Raw genomic sequence first — 18,473 nt, 5'->3', positions numbered from 1 at the left:
TATAGCGATAGCGCGATGAAGGCGGTACGAGCGCGCAGGCCGGCAACCGGAGCGGCGGAGCGTCCGGTGGCAATCGCGAGGGAGGTGCGTTGAGCGGCCATAGGGTGCTAGTCAAACATACTTTTGCGGGCAGCGCAATCGGGAAGGCGATAAAAAAGCCGGGGACGGATCGGTCCCCGGCTGGGCATCACTCGCGTTACTGCGTTTGCATGTGGCCGTTCTTGACGACCTGGCCCAGGCGCTCGCGCTCGCTCTTGGCGAACTCCACGAAGCTGGCGCGCGAACCGCCGCCCGGCTCGATGCTGCTCTGGCGCAGGGCGTCCTGCACTTCCTTGGTCTGCAGCGATTTCTCGATGGCGGCGTTCATCTTGTCGAGCACGTCGGCGGGCGTGCCGGCGGGCGCGTACAGGCCGGCCCAGTGGCCGATGCGGATGGCGGGGAAGCCCAGCTCGGCGGTGGTGGGGATGTCCGGCGCGCTGGCCATGCGCTTGTCCCAGGTGGTGGCCAGGGCCTTGAGCTTGCCGCTCTGCACCAGCGGCAGCGTGACGATGCTGGCTTCGGAGGTGGCGTCGACCTGCTTGCCGATCACCGCGGTCACGCCTTCCGAGCCGCTCTTGTAGGCGATCGGCTCGACCGGCAGGCCGGTGGCTTCCTTGACCATCTCGGCCACGAAGTGCGGCGTGCTGCCGTTGCCGGCGGTCGAGAACGTGATACGGTCGGTCTTGGCCTTCTTGGCGCGTTCGACGAAGTCCTCCAGGTCCTTGGCCGGGTTCGACGGATTGGCGACGATGACCGACGGCGTGATCGACAGCAGCGCGACCGGGGTCAGCTCTTCGTCCTTGTAGGGCTGGTCCGAGCGGATCAGGCTGTTGGTGACCGTGCCGTTGCTGCCCACCAGGTAGGTGTAGCCATCGGCCGCGCTGCGCGCGACGTGCGCGGCGCCGACCACGCCACCGGCGCCGGGACGGTTTTCGACGATGACGGGCTGGTTCAGGGTCGTGCCCACCGCCTTGGCGATGATGCGAGCGACCAGGTCGTTGGCGCCGCCGGCGCTGAAGGGCGCGACGAACGTGATGGGCTTGTCGGGCCAGGCGGCGTTGGCCGGGGCGGCGACGAAGGCGGCCGAGCAGGCCAGCAGGAGGCCGGCGGCATACCGGACGGGGGTGCGGAACATGTAAAGCAACTCCAGGGGGGCCGGCCGCGCATCCGGCTGGTCTCTGCAGTCGGCTTGATCTGGTTTTAAAGGTGCGCGGCCCGCGGTTGCGCGAGCCTGGAGGGCCAGTATAGGGGAGCCCGGCTGGCAGGGGACTGAAACAACCAGGCCGCCTTGCGGCGGCCTGATGCGTTGGTTGGCGGGCGTCGGTTCAGCGGGCCGGACCGCCGATGCGGGGCTCGATGTAGCGCTGTTCGCGGCTGTCGCGGGCATCGCGGCGGCCGTCGTCACGGCGGCCGTCGTCACGGTTGTCGCGCGACGGCTTGGCGTCGAGGATGTCGGCCTGTTCGGCCACCATGGCGATCTTGCCGATGCGGTTGTGGCGGATTTCCGACAGCGAGCGGTGCAGGTCGCCGACGGTGAAGGGTTCTTCGCGGCTGCCCCAGGTCCAGCGCAGCACGCCGAGGGACTCCTCCGACAGCTGCGGCGCCAGGTCGGCCAGCACGCCGGTGCCGACCGGGGTGGCGCGGCCGGAAGCCAGGCTGGCCGACAGCCAGGCGCGCAGGATGAAGAAGACGATCAGGGTCCAGATGCCGGCGACGACCCACCAGATGTACGGATTGACCTTCTGCACCATGTCCATGGTGGGTTGGCCCAGCGAATGCAGGAATTCGTAGTTGATGCGCTTGCCGAAATCCAGGATCCAGGAGGCGGCGAGATACCAGACGATCACGGCGACGGCGATCACGATCGCGCGCACGAGAAGTCGGGGAAGCGCCAGTTTGAGCAGGGTCTGGCCGATAAGTCGGCAATCCTGGCGAACGCGTGCGGGCGAAGTCTGATTCATCATGCAAAATATTGTACCTATGACCCGTCCAATTTTAGAACTGCGGCCCGGTCAGCATCTCACGCTGACCCCTCAACTGCAGCAATCCATCCGGTTGCTGCAGCTGTCCACGCTCGACCTCGAGGCGGAAATCTCGCAGGTGCTTGCCGACAATCCGTTGTTGGAACGCGACGATGAGCCGTCGTCGGTCGAAACCCAGGCGGAATCGGAACGCGAATCGTCGGTGCAGGACGACGAGCCAGCGCCCGAGCGCGAGACCCCGGTGGACGAAATGCCGGGCTCGGGCGGGGTGTATCCCGACGACGACTCCAGCCTGCCCGAGGCGGCCCGGCCCGACACCCTGCGCGAACACCTGCTGGGCCAGCTGGTGCTGACGCGCGCGGCGCCGCGCGATGCCACCCTGGCGGCGCTGCTGATCGATGAGCTGGACGAGAACGGCTACCTGGGGTCGCCGCTGGAGGAAATCCTGGGCTGGCTGCCCGCCGAGATGGAGCCGGACCTGGACGAACTGCGCGCCGCGCTGTCGCTGCTGCAGTCGTTCGACCCGACCGGCATCGGCGCCCGCGACATGTCCGACTGCCTGCTGTTGCAACTGCGCAACCCGGACCTGACGCGCCTGCCCGAGGCCGCCGATCCCAAGGCGTTGGCCTGCGCCCGCCTCATTTGCGGCCAGCACCTGGCGTTGCTGGCCACCGGCAACAACGCCCGCCTGTGCGCGGCGGTCGGCTGTGACGAGGCGACGCTGCGCGTCGCCCATGCCCTGATCCTGCGCCTGGAACCGCGCCCCGGCCGCGCCTGGACGGTGCCGGCGGCCGACTACGCCGTGCCCGACGTGATCGTGCGCAAGACGCGCCGCGGCTGGCAGGTGACGCTCAACAGCGCCGCCATGCCGCGCCTGCAGATCAACGGGCTGTACGCGCAGATGCTGGGCAACCAGAAGGAGTCGGCCCACGCCGGCCTGCAGGCGCAGTTGCAGCAGGCCAAGTGGATGATCCGCAACGTCGAGCAGCGCTTCGACACCATCCTGCGGGTGGCCCAGGCCATCGTCGACCGCCAGACCGCCTTCTTCAGCCAGGGGCCGGCGGCCATGCGGCCGCTCATCCTGAAAGACATCGCCGGCGAGCTGGGCCTGCACGAATCCACCATTTCACGGGCCACGACGCAGAAGTACATGCTCACTCCGTTCGGCACGCTGGAGCTCAAGCGCTTCTTCGGGGCGGGGGTGTCGACGGACGGCGGCGACGCCACGTCGGCCACGGCGGTGCAGACCTTCATCCGCCAGATGGTGGCCGAGGAGAACCGGGCCAAGCCGCTGTCGGACAGCCAGATCATGGAAAAGCTGGCCGACCAGGGCATCGTCATCGCCCGCCGCACGGTCGCGAAATATCGCGAAGCGCTGCGGATCGCACCGGCCGCGCTGCGCAAGGCGCAGGCCGTGGCGCGGTGAAATAAGGGATATTTTTGCGGCAGAGCGCTGCGGGGCCTGGCGCCTTGACGAGCGTTCGTTGCCGTACACTGGGCTTTCATCAGGAGCGTTTCCATGGGCCCAGTCCCTTCCCCCACCGTCTCGGAATTCGAGACTGAAGAACAGGCGGTCAGCTACGACCGCTGGTTCCGCGCGAAGGTGCAAGCCAGCCTGAACGATCCGCGTCCGGCCATTCCCCACGACCAAGTGATGGCTCGCATGGATGCCATCATCGACGCGGCGCGCAAGCGTCGGCAGGACACGCAAGACGGCCAAGGATGAAACCGTCGGTCTGAGCCGGTCTGAGGACATGCTCGCCGTGCCCGGTCGCTGGCACAGCCGAGTTGCGCATGCTTCACGTATCCTGGCTTCCTACCGCCGCAGACGATCTGGCGGGAATCATCTCCTACATTGCCGAGCGTAGTCCGCAAGCGGCGCGCAACCTCCGGCAACGCATCGACAACGCCGTGCTGTCCCTGGCCCGACACCCATACCGGTATCGAGTCGGCCGCGTCGTCGGCACGCGCGAACTCGTCGTGCACGTCAATTACGTGGTGGTCTACCGAGTCACCGAACTGGCGATCGAGGTCATCCATATCTTGCACGCCCGCCGGGAATATCCCCCGGATTGATCGCAAAAGCACCCTGCCGGACCTGCTGAACGGCGTGGCATGTGACGCCGGACAGGGCGCGCGCCCTTCGGCCGTGCGTCAAGTCACGCCGATAAAACGTCCCTTATTTCAAAGAGTTAGATGACCGCGAAGTTGCAAATTATTTAGGCACGGTACTTGCCATTGCAGGAATAAATCTCGATAATTATTCTCATGTACATTTGCGTATGTAATGCCATTACCGAACGCCAAGTCCGCGCCAGCGTGGACGCGGGCGCGACGTCGCTTTCCGACCTGCAGTTCGAGCTGGGCGTGGCTACGTGCTGCGGCTGCTGCGCGGCCACCGCCGCCGAATACCTGCCGGGCGGCCGCTGCTCCAGCGTGTGCGATGTGCGCTCGATCGCCGTTCCGGTCAACCCGCCGGCCGCCATGGTCGAACCGGGCGCGTCCGCGGCGAACAGCAGCTATCCGGTCATCCAGGTCGCGGTCGCCTGAACGGCGCCGTCATCTGCCACGGCTTGCAGGCTCAGCCCTGCAAGCCGTTGTGTTTCCGTTTCACAAAAATCCCTGATCATCCCCGCCAACTGGCGCACCGGCTCGCGCGCCGGCTCCGACAGGCATAGCGCCAGCTCGGACGGCGGCACCGGCGGCAACGCGTCGTCGACCAGCCGATGGCCCGCGGCGATGCAGCGGCGCTCCAGCAAGGCCACCCCCAGACCCCCCGCCAGCGCGGCCTGGATCCCCATCAGATTGGGGCTCTCGTAGGCGATGCGCCAGCGGCGTCCGGCGCGTTCGAGCGCGTGGATGGCGCGGTTGCGGTAGATGCAGCCCTGCGGAAAGGCCACCAGCGGCACCGGTTCGCTGCTGGCGGGCAGCGCGTGCGGGCCGGCGATCCAGTGCAGGTGTTCCGGCCAGGTGGTCAGCGCCGGGCCGGCGCCGGGTTCGCGCTTGAGCAGCGCCAGGTCCAGGTCGCCCCGTTCCAGCCCGCGCGTCAGCGCCACGGTCAGGTCGCAGCGCACCGACAGCCTGACGGCTGGTCGGGCGCGGGCGAACTGCGCCACGATGGCTGTCAGCGTGTCGGCGGCGAAATCGTCGGGGATGCCCAGCCGGATCACCTCGACCCGCTTGCGGCCGCTGACCGCTTCGCGCACTTCGGTGGACAGTGCCAGCATGCGGCGCGCATAGCCCAGCAGGCGTTCGCCGTCCTCGGTCAGGTGGACCTGGCGGCCCTCGCGCACGAACAGCGTGCATTCGAGGGTCTCCTCCAGCTTGCGGATCTGCTGGCTGACGGTGGACTGGCTGCGGTGGACCCGCTCGCCGGCGCGGGTGAAGCCGCCCGCGTCGACGACGGAGACGAAGCTGTGCAGTAGATCGAGATCGAGCATGAGAGACGCCTTTGCATCGGTTTTTCAAATACTTTTGATCCAAATAAAGCGTTTGTCAATGGATAGGGCCGCGCCCAGAATGGGCTCCTCTTCCTTTGCCCGGACCCGCTGCCATGAAGGCGTCATCGACTTTGCCCGCCACCGCCCTGCCCGCCGACGCGCCGATGGGCGTGGCCTGGACGCCCATCGCGGCGTTCTGTTTCCTGTGGAGCTCGGCGTTCGCGGCGGCCAAGATCGCGGTGCGCGACTGTCCGCCGCTGACCCTGCTGACCATCCGCTTCCTGATCGCCGGCGCCCTGATGCTCGGCGTGGCCGCGGCCAGTGGCCGTTGGCAACGGCCCAGCGGCCGCGATCTGGCGGCGCTGGTGCTGCTGGGCGTGTTGAACAACGCGGCCTACCTGGGCATGAGCTGGAGCGGCATGACCACGGTCTCGTCGGCCTTCACCGCGGTGCTGATCAGCACCAATCCGCTGTTGATCGGCGTGCTGGCCGGACCGGTGCTGGGCGAGCGGCTGGGCTGGCGCAAGATGCTGGGCCTGTGCCTGGGGCTGGCCGGCGTGGCGCTGGTGCTGCGTTCACGGCTATCGGGCATGCAGGAGGACCTGCACGGCACCTTGCTGGTGACGGGCGGCCTGGTGGCGTTGGTGGCGGGCACGCTGCTCTACAAGCGCCTCAAGCCTTCGACGGGACTGTGGATGGCGACCGGCATCCAGTCGCTGGCCGGGGCGGTGGCGTTGATGCCGGTGGCGCTGCTGCACGAGAGCATCGGCGATGCGCGCATGACCATAAGCCTGTTCTGGAGCATGGCCTACATGATCGTGGCGGTGTCCATCGGCGGCTATTACCTGTGGTTCATGATCCTGGGCCGCGCCAGCGCGACGGCGGCCAGCGCCCTGCATTTCCTGATGCCGCCGCTGGGCCTGCTGTTCGGTTGGCTGGTGCTGCGCGAACAGGTGACGTGGCTGGACCTGCTGGGCATCGTGCCGATCGCATTCGGCATCTGGCTGGCGACGCGGCGCGCGCCGTGAGGCGGGGCGGCGGTCGGCCGGGACACGGCGCGGCGGCAAGGCGTGAAGCGTGCACGGCATCGATGCCCCGCGGGTTGTTCCAGGACAACGCGGGGCGTCGATGCGATCGCGCCGATGAATCCGGCGCCTGACCCGCGCTCAGGCCCGTACCTGGCGCGGCAAATGACGGCGGGATCGCCCGGGCCGCGTGCGCGCAGGCCGCGCAATGCTTGCGCCATACGTGCAAATCAACGCGCACACATACTCATTCTCATTTGTTTGTCGCTTTCTTGTAGCGCTCGTAAAGCGGTTTACCAAATGCGCGCCAAGGCTAGGCGCGGCCCCGCGGCCGATGTTAGTCTGCCGGGGTTGCGTACTCGCGGCATCGTGCGCTTCTTGTCGCGATGCAGTGCGCGTCGCGTCCGACTGCAAGGAGTCCATTATGAAAGGCGACAAAACCGTCATCCAGTTCCTGAACAAGCAACTGACCAACGAACTGACGGCGATCAACCAGTATTTCCTGCACGCCCGCATGTTGAACCACTGGGGTTTCGACAAGCTGGGCAAGCACGAGTACGAAGAGTCCATCGGTGAAATGAAGCATGCCGATCGCCTGATCGCGCGCATCTTCATGCTCGACGGCCTGCCCAACCTGCAGGACCTGCACAAGCTGCTGATCGGCGAAGACGTGCCGGAGCTGCTGGCCTGTGACCTGAAGCTGGAGCAAGGCGCCCAGGCGACCGTCAAGGAAGCCATCGCCTATTGCGAATCGGTGCGCGACTACGTGTCGCGTGATCTGTTCCAGGACATCCTGGACGACACCGAAGAGCACATCGACTACCTGGAAACCCAGATCGACCTGATCGACAAGGTCGGCCTGCAGAACTACCTGCAAAGCCAGATGTCGGTGCCCGACTGAACGGCCCTGCCGGCATGAAAATGGCGCCCCTCGGGGCGCCATTTTTTTTGCTGCCGCCGCGCGTGCGGCGCGGCCGGGGAATGCGGACTTATTGCGGGCGGGCCGGGCACTCGGCCATCGTGCCCCAGGCGCGGTTGGGACCGCAGTACTTGTTGCGGGCCGCCCACGAACACGAGGGGCGTTCGAAGAAGCCTTGCTGGGCGCACTGCGCCAGTTCGCGCTTGAGCGCGTCCTGCCAGCCAGGCGCGCCGGGCGCGGGTGAAGAGTTGGGCGGCGGCGGCGCCTGCACCATCGGCGTGTTGCCGTAGCCGGCGGCCTGGGTCTGGTTGGCGGGCTGGCCCTGGCCGCCATTGACGGCGGCGCCGGTGCCCGGCGCCTGCAGATCCAGCGTGCTGACGTCGGAGCCGCCTTGCGGCAGCGGCACTTGCGAGGCGGCGGCGATTTCGCGCGCCTGTTCCTGGCTGATGCGTTCGCGCGAGATCTTCACGGCCGGATCGCTGACGGTGTCGAACAGCGAAACGGTGTTGATGGCCCATTCGCGGTCGGCGGGCTTGTCGGGCACGCCGAGCGTGCCGTCGATGCGCGGCTGCGGCGGCTGGGCCACGTAGGGACGCCCGTTGGCGTCGAGCACGGGTTGCTGCGACGCGGCCGCATCCTGGCCGGGCGCAGGCGCGGCGGGCGGCGCATGCGCCACCAGCCAATCACCCAATTGAATGCCGCCCCATGCCGACGCGCCAAGCGCCAGCAAGAGCGTTGCGAATAATAAACGCCAAGACATTGCTACCCTCATCTGCCGTGCGGTACCCGAACGGGTCTACGCCTTGTCTCCGAAGACCTTGCCGCCGTGCTCCCGCATGGCGTGGAATTTCACATCCGGATACAGTTCCTCGGCCACGCGCAACTGCGCGGGGGAACTGATCAAAAACGCCGCCGCATCGACCACATCATAGGCGATATGGGCTGCATTGGCATCCATGAACTTGCGCAGCGCCTTGGGGTTATCAGAAGTAATCCAACGTGCCATTGTGTAGCGCGAAGGCATCATGCGCGCGTCTACGCCGTACTCGGTCTTGAGGCGGTGCGCGACCACTTCGAACTGCAGCTGGCCGACCGCGCCCAGCAGCAGCGAACCGCCGGCGGCCTCGGGGCGGAACACCTGGATGGCGCCCTCTTCGCCCAGCTGCGTCAGGCCGGTGCGCAACTGCTTGGTGCGCAGCGGGTCCTTCACTTCGACGGCCTGGAACAGTTCCGGCGCGAAGAACGGCAGGCCGGTGAACTGCAGCGTTTCGCCTTCGGTCAGCACGTCGCCCAGTTGCAGCACGCCGTGGTTGGGAATACCGATCACGTCGCCGGCATAGGCCTCGTCCAGCAGTTCGCGGCGTTGCGACAGGAACGACACCACGTTGTTGGGGCGCATTTCCTTGTTGGTGCGCGCGACCTTCAGGCGCATGCCGCGCTCGAAGCGGCCGGAGCTCACGCGCACGAAGGCGACGCGGTCGCGGTGGGCCGGATCCATGTTGGCCTGCACCTTGAACACGACGCCCGTGAACTTGGGCTCCTCGGGCTGCACTTCGCGTTGCAGCGCGACGCGCGGGCCGGGGGCGGGGCCTGCTCGACCAGCGCGTCCAGCACTTCCTGCACGCCGAAGTTGTTGATGGCCGAGCCGAAGAACACCGGGGTCTGCTTGCCGGCGAGGAACTGGTCGCGGTCGAACGCGGGCGCGGCTTCGTTGATCAGTTCGATCTCGCCGCTGGCCTGTTCGAAGGCCGAGCCGAAGCGGCGGCCGATCTCGGGGTTGGTCAGGCCTTCGATGAAATCGTCGTTGTCCGAACGGCGCTCCTGGCCGGGGCGGAACACGCGCATGCGGTCGCGGCGGATGTCGAACACGCCGCCGAAGGCCTTGCCCATGCCCACCGGCCACGAGAACGGCACGGCGTCCATGCCCAGGTGGCCTTCGATCTCCGACAGCAGCTCGAGCGGCTCGCGCACTTCACGGTCCATCTTGTTGATGAACGTGATGATGGGCGTGTTGCGCGCGCGGCAGACCTGCAGCAGGCGGATGGTCTGCGGTTCGACGCCGTTGGCGGCGTCGATCACCATCAGCGCGGCGTCGACCGCCGTCAGCACGCGGTAGGTGTCTTCCGAGAAGTCCTGGTGGCCCGGGGTGTCGAGCAGGTTGATGACGCAGTCGCGGTATTCCATCTGCATCACCGACGACGCCACCGAAATGCCGCGCTGCTTTTCGATTTCCATCCAGTCGGACGAGGCGTGGCGCGAGGCCTTGCGCGCCTTGACGCTGCCGGCGATCTGGATCGCGCCTGCGAACAGCAGCAGCTTTTCGGTCAGCGTGGTCTTGCCCGCGTCAGGGTGGGAAATGATGGCGAATGTACGGCGCCGCGCTACTTCTTGTGGGATGTTCATGATCGGAGGATTCAACCTGACGCCGCGGCCTCAGCCCGGCGCGGTCCGGTATCGTGCATCGAAACAAGCGGGGCACGCGCCGTTGCCGGCGCGTGCCCCGCGCGTGGAAATTCAGGAATGGCGGCGGAACGACGCCAGGAACACGCCGGCCAGGATGAACAGCGAGCCGAAGGTGCGGTTCATCCAGCGGATGTGCTTGGCATCGCGCAGCATGCGCAGCACGCGCGCCGCCAGCAGCGTGTACACGCCCATCGCCACCAGGTCGGTGAACGCCAGCGTGCCGGCCAGCGCCGCGTACTGCGGCGTCAGCGGCAAGGCGGTGTCGACGAACTGCGGCACCACCGCCAGCAGGAACACCGTGCCCTTGGGGTTCATGGTGTTGATCAGGAAGCCGCGCATCACCAGTTCGCGGATCGAGGCCTGCTTGGGATCGCCGGCGTCGACCGCGACCGGCGCGGCGTCGGTGCGGATCTGGCGCACGCTCAGGTAGATCAGGTAGGCAACGCCCAGGTACTTGACCACGTTGAAGGCCATCTCGGAGGTGGCCAGCACCGCGCCCAGGCCGACCGCGACCACCACGAACTGGAACAGGATGCCCATGATCAGGCCGGCCGTGTTCCAGTAGCCGCGGGCAAAGCCGTACTTCAGTCCGGAGGACATCGCGGAGATGGCCCCCGCGCCGGGCGAGAACGAAATGGCCCAGGAGGCCAGGAAGAACGTCAACCAGGTAGAAAGAGGCATGATGGCGCGGGTCCGTGGGTCGCAGTAACAGGTATGCCGCTGATATTACTTGGAGAGCAGCGCCGCGCGCGGGCCGCCGGCCGGGCGGCCGCCGTTGCCGTTGCCGGCGGGACGGGCGCTGCCTTCGGGGCGGCGGTGGTTCTGCTGCGGGCGGGCGTCGCCGCGGCCGGCGTGGGCCGGACGGTCGGACGGCTTGCCGTCGCGCTGGCCCTGGCCGCCGCGGTTGTCGCCGCCGGCGCGGGCCGGCGCCGGGGCGCGGCCGCCGTTGGCGTTGCGCGGCGCGGCGTTGGCCGGGCGCGAACGGGGCGCGCCGGCGTTGCCGCCGCGGCCGCCGTTACGGCCGCCACCGCCACGTGGCTGGCGCGAGTCTTCGTCGCGTTCCTGGCGTTCGAAGGCGGCGGCGCTGGTGGCGGGCGGGGTCCAGTCGGCCACCGGCTTGCGCTCGATGGTCTTCTTGATCAGGCGCTCGATGTCCTTGAGCAGCTTGATTTCGCTGTTGTCCACCAGCGAGACGGCGGCGCCGGTGGCGCCCGCGCGGCCGGTGCGGCCGATGCGGTGCACGTAGTCTTCCGGCACGTTGGGCAGTTCGAAGTTCACCACCTGGGGCAGCTGGTCGATGTCCAGGCCGCGGGCGGCGATGTCGGTGGCCACCAGCACCGTCACGGTGCCGTCCTTGAAGCCGGCCAGCGCGCGGGTGCGGGCCGACTGGCTCTTGTTGCCGTGGATCGCGGCGGCGGTCAGGCCGTCCTTGACCAGCTTCTCGGCCAGGCGGTTGGCGCCGTGCTTGGTGCGCGTGAACACCAGCACCTGGTGCCAGCCGCTTTCACGGATGATGTGGCTGATGAGATCGCGCTTGTGGTGCTGTTCGACCAGGTGCACCGTCTGGGTGACCAGTTCGGTGGCGGTGTTGCGCGGGGTGACCGAGACTTCGCCCGGGTTGTTCAGCACGCCGCGCGCCAGCGAACGGATCTCATCCGAGAAGGTGGCCGAGAACAGCAGGTTCTGGCGCTGCTTGGGCAGCAGGGCCAGGATCTTGCGGATGTCGCGGATGAAGCCCATGTCCAGCATGCGGTCGGCTTCGTCCAGCACCAGGATCTCGACGCCGGACAGGTCGACCGTCTTCTGGCCGCAGTGGTCCAGCAGGCGGCCGGGGGTGGCCACCAGGATGTCCAGCGGCTTGCGCAGGGCGGAGATCTGGGGGTTGATGTTGACGCCGCCGAACATCACCATGGACGTCAGCGAGGTGTGCTTGCCGTAGGTCTGCACCGATTCGGCCACCTGCGCGGTCAGTTCGCGCGTCGGGGTCAGGATCAGGCAGCGCGGGCGGCCGGCCTTGCGGGCTTCCGGCTTGCTCTGCATCAGCAGATGCAGGATGGGCAGCGTGAAGCCGGCGGTCTTGCCGGTGCCGGTCTGGGCGGCGGCCAGCAGGTCGCCACCCTTGAGGACCTGCGGAATCGCCTGGGCCTGGATGGGGGTGGGCGCGGTGTAGCCGGTATCGGCAATGGCGCGCAACAGGGAATCGGCCAGCCCGAGGTCGGCGAAAGAGGAAGAGGTAGTCAAAACAACTCCAGCGGCAGCCCGTCGCTCAAGTTGAGAGACTCCAATCCAGGCGGACGAATAAGGAGAAAAGGGAAGCGCCCCTGAGGGCGAAGCTTGGCGGCGAAGTGCCTAGCGGACGCGTGCAGATTGGCAAAGCACGCCTGGCGATTGTAGCTGATGCGGCGGCGCCGCATGCGCAATCGTCCGCTATCGGCATGGTCGGTAACATTTTGCACTAAATGTGTACGAAATTAGCGTAATCCCTAGGCTGCGCTCCCTATAATCCGTGCGCTTACCTCCAACACACAAGAATTAAGGGTTGCTATGAAAAAGGCGGCAATAGCGGGTCTGGTCGTTGCACTGGGTGCGATTTGGACCGGCACGGCCTGGTACACCGGCCAGAAGGCCGAAGCGTTCGTGAAGCAGTCGATCGAAGACGGCAACGTCGAACTGCGCAAGATCGGCGAAAAGTGGGGCGTGACCCCCGTCATCGAACTGATGTCGTTCGAGCGCGGCGTGTTCTCGTCGACCGAGCGCTACCGCGTCAAGTTCACGCTGCCCGCCAAGGACGGCAAGCCGGCCGAGGAACGCGAGCTGCAGTTCGTCGAGCACCTGTCGCACGGCCCGTTCCCGTTCTCGAACCTGGCCTCGGGCAAGCTGGCCCCCGCCATGGTCGCGAGCCGCTTCCAGATCGAGGAAACCCCGGCCGTCAAGGGCTGGTTCGCCGCCACCAAGGGCGCCACGCCGCTGACGGGCGCCTATAGCGTCAGCTACGGCAAGCAGGTCACCGGCACGTTCAACCTGGCCCCGGCCGAAGCCTCGACCGACAAGACCAAGCTGACCTTCGCCGGCATGGCCGCCGACGTCGACTTCGACACCAACAGCAAGCACGGCATCCTGGCGCTCAAGAGCGACGGCGTGACGCTGGCCGGTCCGGCCGGCGAGAGCGATATCGTGGGCATGGCGGTCAAGGGCATCACGCTCAACAGCGACCTGACGCCGGGCAAGAACGACATGGCCATGGGCAGCCAGAAGCTGGTCTTCAAGGAATGGACCATCACGTCCAAGACCAAGCCGCCGGTCCTGCTCAAGGACACCAGCATCGCCGTGGACCTGTCCGAGGCCGACACCGGCGTCAACGCCAAGATGGTGCTGGACTTCGGCATGATCAATGTCCAGGAAAAGGACATGGCGGGCCTGCAGCTGGCCATCGGCATGAAGAACATGGATCCCAAGGCCCTCAAGGCCCTGAACGACGTCTATGAAGCGTCGTCGCGCCGCATGATGCAAGGCGGCGGCGAACAGGCCTCGCCCGAGTTCACGCCGGAAGAGCAGCAGATCCTGAAGACCAACGTCGAACTGCTGCTGGCTGGCAACCCCAGCCTGTCGGTGTCGCCGCTGCAGGTGCGCACCGCCAACGGCACGTCGACCTTCAACCTGGACGTGGACCTGGCCAAGCCGGCTTCGACCGACAAGCCGGCCAGCGACCTGGCCATGGAAGCCATCCGCAAGCTCAACGCCAAGCTGGTGCTGTCCAAGGCCAACGTGGCCGACCTGATGGCGATCGAGCCGCAAATGCGTGGTGTGCCGGCCGACCGCGCCGCCCAGACCGCCAAGGGCCAGGCCGAAATGGTCGGCACCATGGCGGTGGCGATGGGCGTGGCCAAGGCGGAAAACGACAACATCGTTTCCTACCTGAACTACGCCGACGGCCAAGTGGACTTCAACGGCAAGAAGATGCCCCTGCAGCAGTTCGTGATGATGGTCATGAGCGGCGCGATGGGCGGCATGCGCTGAGGCGCGGGCCAGACCCCGGTGCCGGCGTGATGCCGGCGCCCTACACGGGCTGCGGCGCCTTCGGGCGCGGCAGCCCGTTTTTCATGCGCGGCGTATGCTGGCGGCTGCGGTCCATGCGGGACCGACGCAAATGGGAAGCGGGACGGACATCATGCGGAAATGGGTAGCGGTGGGTTGCGCCGTGCTGGCGCTGGGCGCGATCTGGACGGGCACGGCCTGGTACACCGGCAAGCAGCTCGAGAACGGCATGGCGCAGTTGGCCGAGAGCGCCGACGCGCAGGCGCGGCTGATCGGCGCGAAGCTGGGCGAGACGCTGTCGGTCGAGCAGCTGTCGTACGAGCGCGGCGTGTTCACGTCGCAGGCGCGCTATCGGCTGAAGGCGCAGCCCTTGGCCAAGGATGGTCCCGGGGCGGCGGGACGCGACTACGAGATGGTGGTGCGCCTGGATCACGGACCGTTCCCGCTGTACCGCCTGTCGCGGGGCCATCTGTTCCCGGCCATGGCCGCCGCCCGCGCGGAGCTGGCGCCTACGCCGTCACTGGAAACCTGGTTCGCCGCCGCGCAGGGCGGCGTGCCCGTGACGGCCGAGGCCGTGGCGGGTTATGGCCGCGATATCGCGGTCTCCCTGGCGCTGGCGCCGGTCGAGCGCGCGCGCGACGCGTCCCGCTTCAGTTTCTCGGGCCTGACGCTGCGGGCCGATGTCGCCGCCGGCGGCAAGCGCGCCACCGTGACGGTCCGCTCGGACCGCGCCGACCTGTTCGAGCCGTTCACCAAGGACGGCGCGAGCCACACGCGCCGGCTGGCCATGCGCGACCTGGCGATCACGTACGATGCGACCCGCGCCGCCGACGAGACCGGCGCCGCCACGACGCGCGCGACCCTCAAGCAATGGACCGTCGAGATCGACGGCGAGCCGGTCACGCTGCGCGACGTCGCCGTGAATCTCGACGCCAGCGGCGCCGACAGCGCCATGCAGGGCAAGCTGGCCGTGCAGGTGGCGGGCATCGACACGCGCGCCGGACAGGTGGCCAACCTGCGCCTGGCAGCGCAGGCGCACAACCTGGACCTGGTGTCGTTCCGCGCGTTCCGCGACACCATGGAGGCCACGAAAGACGGCGGCGGCAGCCTGAGCGACAAGATGGTGGGCGCGGGCCACGTGATGAAATTCCTGCTGGCCGAGCCCGGCTTCTCGCTGGCGCCGCTGCAGGTCGATACCGCCAACGGCAGCGCCACGCTGCAATTGGCGGTGGGCCTGGCCGCGCCGACGCTGTGGAATCATTCGCCGGCCGCGGTGGTCAAGGAGACCGTGCGCAAGTTCGACGCGCGGCTGTCGGTGCCGGTCGCCAGCGTGGCCGACCTGATCGCCGTGCGCCTGCAGGCCGACGGCATGCCCGAGGCCGCCGCCCGCGAGGCCGCGCGCCGGCAGGCCGATGGCGTGCGCGACCGCATCGTGGGCAGCCAGTGGGGGCGCCTGGAAGACGGCAAGCTGCTGGCGAGCCTGAACTACGCGGGCGGCCAGGTGGACTTCAACGGCGAACGCATGCCGCTGGAAACCTTCCTGGCCTGGCTCATGTCGCACGGCGTGAAGTAAGGCCCGCCTGCGTCCCGCGGGCCCCGCGCGTCAGGCCGGCAAGGCGCCCGCCACCACGTCGCCGCCGCGCAGCACGGCCACATGGAAGCGGCGGTCGGCGGCCTGCATGATGTCCTCGGTCGGATCGCCGCGCACCAGCAGCAGGTCGGCCACGGCGCCCTGCTCCACCACGCCATGGCCGTCCATGCCCATCAGGTCGTGGCCGCGCGAGGTGGCCGCGACCAGGGCATTGACCGGCGTCATGCCGAACTCCACCATGTAGGCCAGCTCCATCGCGTTGTCGCCGTGCAGGTTGAACGGCGTGCCGGCATCCGTGCCCAGCGCGATGCGTCCGCCCGCCTTGTAGTACATCTGGATCGACTCGCGATGGCGCTGCTCGACCGCGCGCGCCTTTTCCACGGCATAGGCGGGAATGCCGTTGTCGGCGTTGGCGACGATGTTGCGCACCGCCGCGATGGTCGGCACCAGGTAGGTCTCGGCCGCCAGCATTTCGCTCAGGCACTGCTCGTCCATGAAGATGCCGTGCTCGATCGAGTCGATGCCGGCGCGCACCGCGTTCAGGATGCCCTGCGTGCCCTGCGCGTGGCTGGCCGTGCTCTTGCGAAAGCGCTTGGCCTCGTGCACGCCCGCCTTCATCTCGTCGAAGCTGTAGTGCGCGTCCATGGGGCTCACGCCCGGCGTCATGACGCCGCCGGTGGCCATGATCTTGACCAGGTCGCAGCCGGCGTGGACCTGCTCGCGTACGGCCTTGACCACTTCCTCACAGCCGTCGGCGACGCGGCCGATGCGGTTGCCGTGGCCGCCCGTCATGCAGATGATGCGGCCCGAGGCCTTGATGGTGGGGCCCGGGAACACGCCGCGCGCGATGGCGTCGCGCACGCCGAATTCCAGGTAGTCCTTGCCGCCGCAGTCGCGCAGCGCCGTGAAGCCGCCGCGTAGCGCGGCCTGCGCGTTCTCGAGCGCGGTCAGGGTGATCTGTGCCGGGCCCTGCTTCGACATCTGCGTCTGCGGGTCGGCGCCGCCGGTATAGACCAGGTGCACGTGGCAGTCGGCCATGCCGGGCATCAGCGTCATGCCGCCAGTATCGACGCGGCGTCCGGCGAAGCCGGTGAATTCGCCGGCCGGCGCCACGCGCGTCACACGTTTGCCTTCGACCAGCACGCCGTGATTCGGCAGCACCTGGCCGCGGCCGTCGAACACCTTGCCGCCGATGAACAGGGTCTGTGGCGTCGCACTCATGTCTCGCTCCTTGTGGTCTCGCTGGGATTCAGCCGGCCACGTCCAGTCCCTCGCGGGACATCGACTGCAAGCGGGGCATCAGCCCCAGCAGGTGCTGGCTATAGGGATGCTGCGGGTGTTCGAACAGCGCCTCGGTCTCGGCCACTTCCAGCAGCTCGCCATAGCGCATCACGCCGACGCGGTCGCACATCTGGCGGATGACGGGCAGGTCGTGGCTGATGAACAGCATGGTCAGGCCCAACTGTTCCTGCAGGTCCTTGAGCAGGTTCAGGATCTGCGCCTGGATCGAGACGTCCAGCGCCGAGGTCGGCTCGTCGCAGATCAGGAAGCGCGGCCGCGTGGCCAGCGCTCGCGCGATGCAGATGCGCTGGCGCTGGCCGCCGGAGAATTCGTGCGGAAAACGCTCGGCGGCGCGGTCGCCCAGCCCGACCACGTCGAGCAGGTCGGCCACCACGCGGCGCGTCTCGGCCTCGTTGGCCGCCAGCTTGTGGAAGCGGATCGGCTCGGCCACGATGTCCAGCACCCGCATGCGCGGATTGAGCGACGAGAACGGATCCTGGAAGATCATCTGGATCTGGCGCCGGAACGGGTTGAGCTGCTTTTCGCCCTTGAGCGCGGTCAGGTCGGTGCCGCCGAACGTGACCGAGCCGCCGCTGGGCGTATACAGGCCCGAGATCAGCCGCGCCACGGTGGACTTGCCCGAACCGGATTCGCCCACCAGGCCGAACACCTCGCCTTCGCCGATCGAGAAGTTGACGCGCTTGACGGCATCCAGCGTGCGCTGGTTGCGCTTGAGCAGCGCGCTCTTGAGCACGAAGCGCATGCTCAGGTCGCGCACCTGCACCAGCGGACCGTCGCCGCGCGCGCCGAAGTCGCGCCGCTGGCCGAGCCAGTGGGTGGCCAGGTCGAGCGGCTTGGCCGGGGTCTTCACGTCCTCGATGTAGGTGACCAGCGGAAAGCGCTTGAGCTTGATGTCCGGGCGCGGCACGGCCGAGATCAGGCTGCGGGTGTAGGGATGGTCGGGGTCGCCCAGGATCTTGGCGGTGGGCCCCTGCTCGACCAGCTTGCCGTGGTACAGCACCGCCACCCGGTCGGTGACGTCGGCGATCACGCCCATGTCGTGGGTGATGATGATCATGCCGACCTGTTCCTGGCGGCAGAGCTTCTTCAGCAGCTCCAGGATCTGCGCCTGGATCGACACGTCGAGCGCGGTGGTGGGTTCGTCGGCGATGATGACTTCGGGCTCGCAGCACAGCGCCAGTGCGATCACCACGCGCTGCCGCATGCCGCCCGAGAACTGGTGCGGATACTGCTGCACGCGCAGCTCGGGCTGGTCGATGCCGACCTGCGCCAGCAACTGCACCGCGCGCGCCTTGGCCTGGTCGTGCGTCAGGTCCAGGTGCACCAGCATGGTCTCGACCAGCTGGCTTTCGACGGTCTGCAGCGGGTCGAGCGAGGTCAGCGGATCCTGGAAGATCATGCCGATGCGGCGGCCGCGCACCTTGCGCTGCTGCGCGGGCGTCAGCGTGTCGATGCGTTCGCCGTTGAGCAGCACCGCGCCGCCGGCCAGCCGGCCGGGCGCTTCCAGCAGGCCGATCACGGCGTTGCCGATGGTCGACTTGCCGGCGCCGGATTCGCCGACCACGCCCAGGATCTCGCCTTTCTCCAGCGACAGCGACACGCCGTCCACCGCCACCAGCGTGCCGCGGCGGCTCGGGAATTCGATGCGGATGTCTTCGATGTTCAGCAGGGCCATGG

16 protein-coding genes and 1 pseudogene are annotated in these 18,473 nt (G+C 67.8%); 8 read left to right on the top strand and 9 right to left on the bottom strand.

The genetic code is table 11. The features are described from left to right. Positions 1 to 196: 196 nt before the first annotated feature. A complete protein-coding gene (locus AOZ49_RS11010; protein ID WP_054475265.1) occupies positions 197 to 1,174 on the bottom strand; it encodes a tripartite tricarboxylate transporter substrate binding protein in 978 nt (325 codons plus the stop codon). A 190-nt stretch (positions 1,175 to 1,364) separates the two neighbouring features. Beyond that, complete coding sequence (locus tag AOZ49_RS11005; RefSeq protein ID WP_054433938.1) at positions 1,365 to 2,003, bottom strand: hypothetical protein; 639 nt, start codon at positions 2,001 to 2,003, stop codon at positions 1,365 to 1,367. Here AOZ49_RS11005 and rpoN point away from each other — a divergent pair. The 4 genes from rpoN (at position 2,002) to AOZ49_RS10985 (ending at position 4,571) form a co-directional block, all read left to right on the top strand. Beyond that, complete coding sequence (rpoN, locus tag AOZ49_RS11000; protein ID WP_054475263.1) at positions 2,002 to 3,447, top strand: RNA polymerase factor sigma-54; 1,446 nt, start codon at positions 2,002 to 2,004, stop codon at positions 3,445 to 3,447. The two genes, AOZ49_RS11005 and rpoN, sit on opposite strands and share 2 nt — an antisense overlap. Positions 3,448 to 3,540: 93 nt before the next feature. Continuing rightward, entirely contained in the window at positions 3,541 to 3,747 is a 207-nt protein-coding gene (locus AOZ49_RS10995; RefSeq protein WP_054433940.1) for a type II toxin-antitoxin system RelB family antitoxin, read from the top strand. A 68-nt stretch (positions 3,748 to 3,815) separates the two neighbouring features. Beyond that, a complete protein-coding gene (locus AOZ49_RS10990) occupies positions 3,816 to 4,097 on the top strand; it encodes a type II toxin-antitoxin system RelE/ParE family toxin (protein WP_054433941.1) in 282 nt (93 codons plus the stop codon). 192 nt (positions 4,098 to 4,289) lie between these two features. Continuing rightward, complete coding sequence (locus AOZ49_RS10985; RefSeq protein WP_054433942.1) at positions 4,290 to 4,571, top strand: (2Fe-2S)-binding protein; 282 nt, start codon at positions 4,290 to 4,292, stop codon at positions 4,569 to 4,571. Here AOZ49_RS10985 and AOZ49_RS10980 read toward each other — a convergent pair. Then, positions 4,541 to 5,461 (bottom strand): LysR substrate-binding domain-containing protein, encoded by a 921-nt coding sequence (locus tag AOZ49_RS10980; protein WP_054475261.1) that lies wholly within the window; start codon positions 5,459 to 5,461, stop codon positions 4,541 to 4,543. The two genes, AOZ49_RS10985 and AOZ49_RS10980, sit on opposite strands and share 31 nt — an antisense overlap. Before the next feature lie 113 nt (positions 5,462 to 5,574). Between AOZ49_RS10980 and AOZ49_RS10975 the strand changes: the two genes are divergently transcribed. Both AOZ49_RS10975 and bfr read left to right on the top strand, forming a co-directional pair. Then, complete coding sequence (locus AOZ49_RS10975; RefSeq protein WP_054475257.1) at positions 5,575 to 6,489, top strand: DMT family transporter; 915 nt, start codon at positions 5,575 to 5,577, stop codon at positions 6,487 to 6,489. Between the two features lie 421 nt (positions 6,490 to 6,910). Further along, a complete protein-coding gene (bfr, locus tag AOZ49_RS10970; RefSeq protein WP_006386993.1) occupies positions 6,911 to 7,387 on the top strand; it encodes a bacterioferritin in 477 nt (158 codons plus the stop codon). An 88-nt stretch (positions 7,388 to 7,475) separates the two neighbouring features. Here the strand turns inward: bfr and AOZ49_RS10965 are convergent, their stop codons facing one another. The 4 genes and pseudogenes from AOZ49_RS10965 to AOZ49_RS10950 form a co-directional block, all read right to left on the bottom strand. Further along, a complete protein-coding gene (locus AOZ49_RS10965) occupies positions 7,476 to 8,177 on the bottom strand; it encodes a hypothetical protein (protein ID WP_180180218.1) in 702 nt (233 codons plus the stop codon). 24 nt (positions 8,178 to 8,201) lie between these two features. Beyond that, positions 8,202 to 9,808 (bottom strand): annotated as a pseudogene (locus AOZ49_RS10960) (peptide chain release factor 3). Positions 9,809 to 9,919: 111 nt separating this feature from the next. After that, positions 9,920 to 10,549: a LysE family translocator gene (locus AOZ49_RS10955; RefSeq protein ID WP_054475255.1), complete on the bottom strand. Its 630-nt coding sequence runs from the start codon at positions 10,547 to 10,549 to the stop codon at positions 9,920 to 9,922. 45 nt (positions 10,550 to 10,594) lie between these two features. Beyond that, positions 10,595 to 12,109 carry a DEAD/DEAH box helicase gene (locus AOZ49_RS10950; RefSeq protein WP_054475254.1) on the bottom strand — a complete coding sequence of 505 codons (1,515 nt, stop codon included), beginning with the start codon at positions 12,107 to 12,109 and terminating at the stop codon, positions 10,595 to 10,597. Between the two features lie 303 nt (positions 12,110 to 12,412). Between AOZ49_RS10950 and AOZ49_RS10945 the strand changes: the two genes are divergently transcribed. Continuing rightward, a complete protein-coding gene (locus AOZ49_RS10945) occupies positions 12,413 to 13,885 on the top strand; it encodes a YdgA family protein (protein WP_054433681.1) in 1,473 nt (490 codons plus the stop codon). Between the two features lie 151 nt (positions 13,886 to 14,036). Continuing rightward, positions 14,037 to 15,476, top strand: coding sequence for a YdgA family protein (locus tag AOZ49_RS10940; protein WP_231689824.1), 1,440 nt, complete (start codon positions 14,037 to 14,039; stop codon positions 15,474 to 15,476). A gap of 30 nt (positions 15,477 to 15,506) precedes the next feature. Here AOZ49_RS10940 and AOZ49_RS10935 read toward each other — a convergent pair whose 3' ends face one another. Beyond that, positions 15,507 to 16,715 carry a metal-dependent hydrolase family protein gene (locus AOZ49_RS10935; protein ID WP_054475253.1) on the bottom strand — a complete coding sequence of 403 codons (1,209 nt, stop codon included), beginning with the start codon at positions 16,713 to 16,715 and terminating at the stop codon, positions 15,507 to 15,509. A 28-nt stretch (positions 16,716 to 16,743) separates the two neighbouring features. Beyond that, complete coding sequence (locus AOZ49_RS10930; RefSeq protein WP_054475252.1) at positions 16,744 to 18,471, bottom strand: dipeptide ABC transporter ATP-binding protein; 1,728 nt, start codon at positions 18,469 to 18,471, stop codon at positions 16,744 to 16,746. Between the last annotated feature and the right edge of the window lie 2 nt (positions 18,472 to 18,473).

Origin of the sequence: Achromobacter sp. 2789STDY5608615 (assembly GCF_001298995.1) — a bacterium.
Taxonomy (GTDB): Bacteria; Pseudomonadota; Gammaproteobacteria; order Burkholderiales; family Burkholderiaceae_B; genus Achromobacter; species Achromobacter insuavis.
This window is presented reverse-complemented; position numbering and strand designations above follow the sequence as displayed.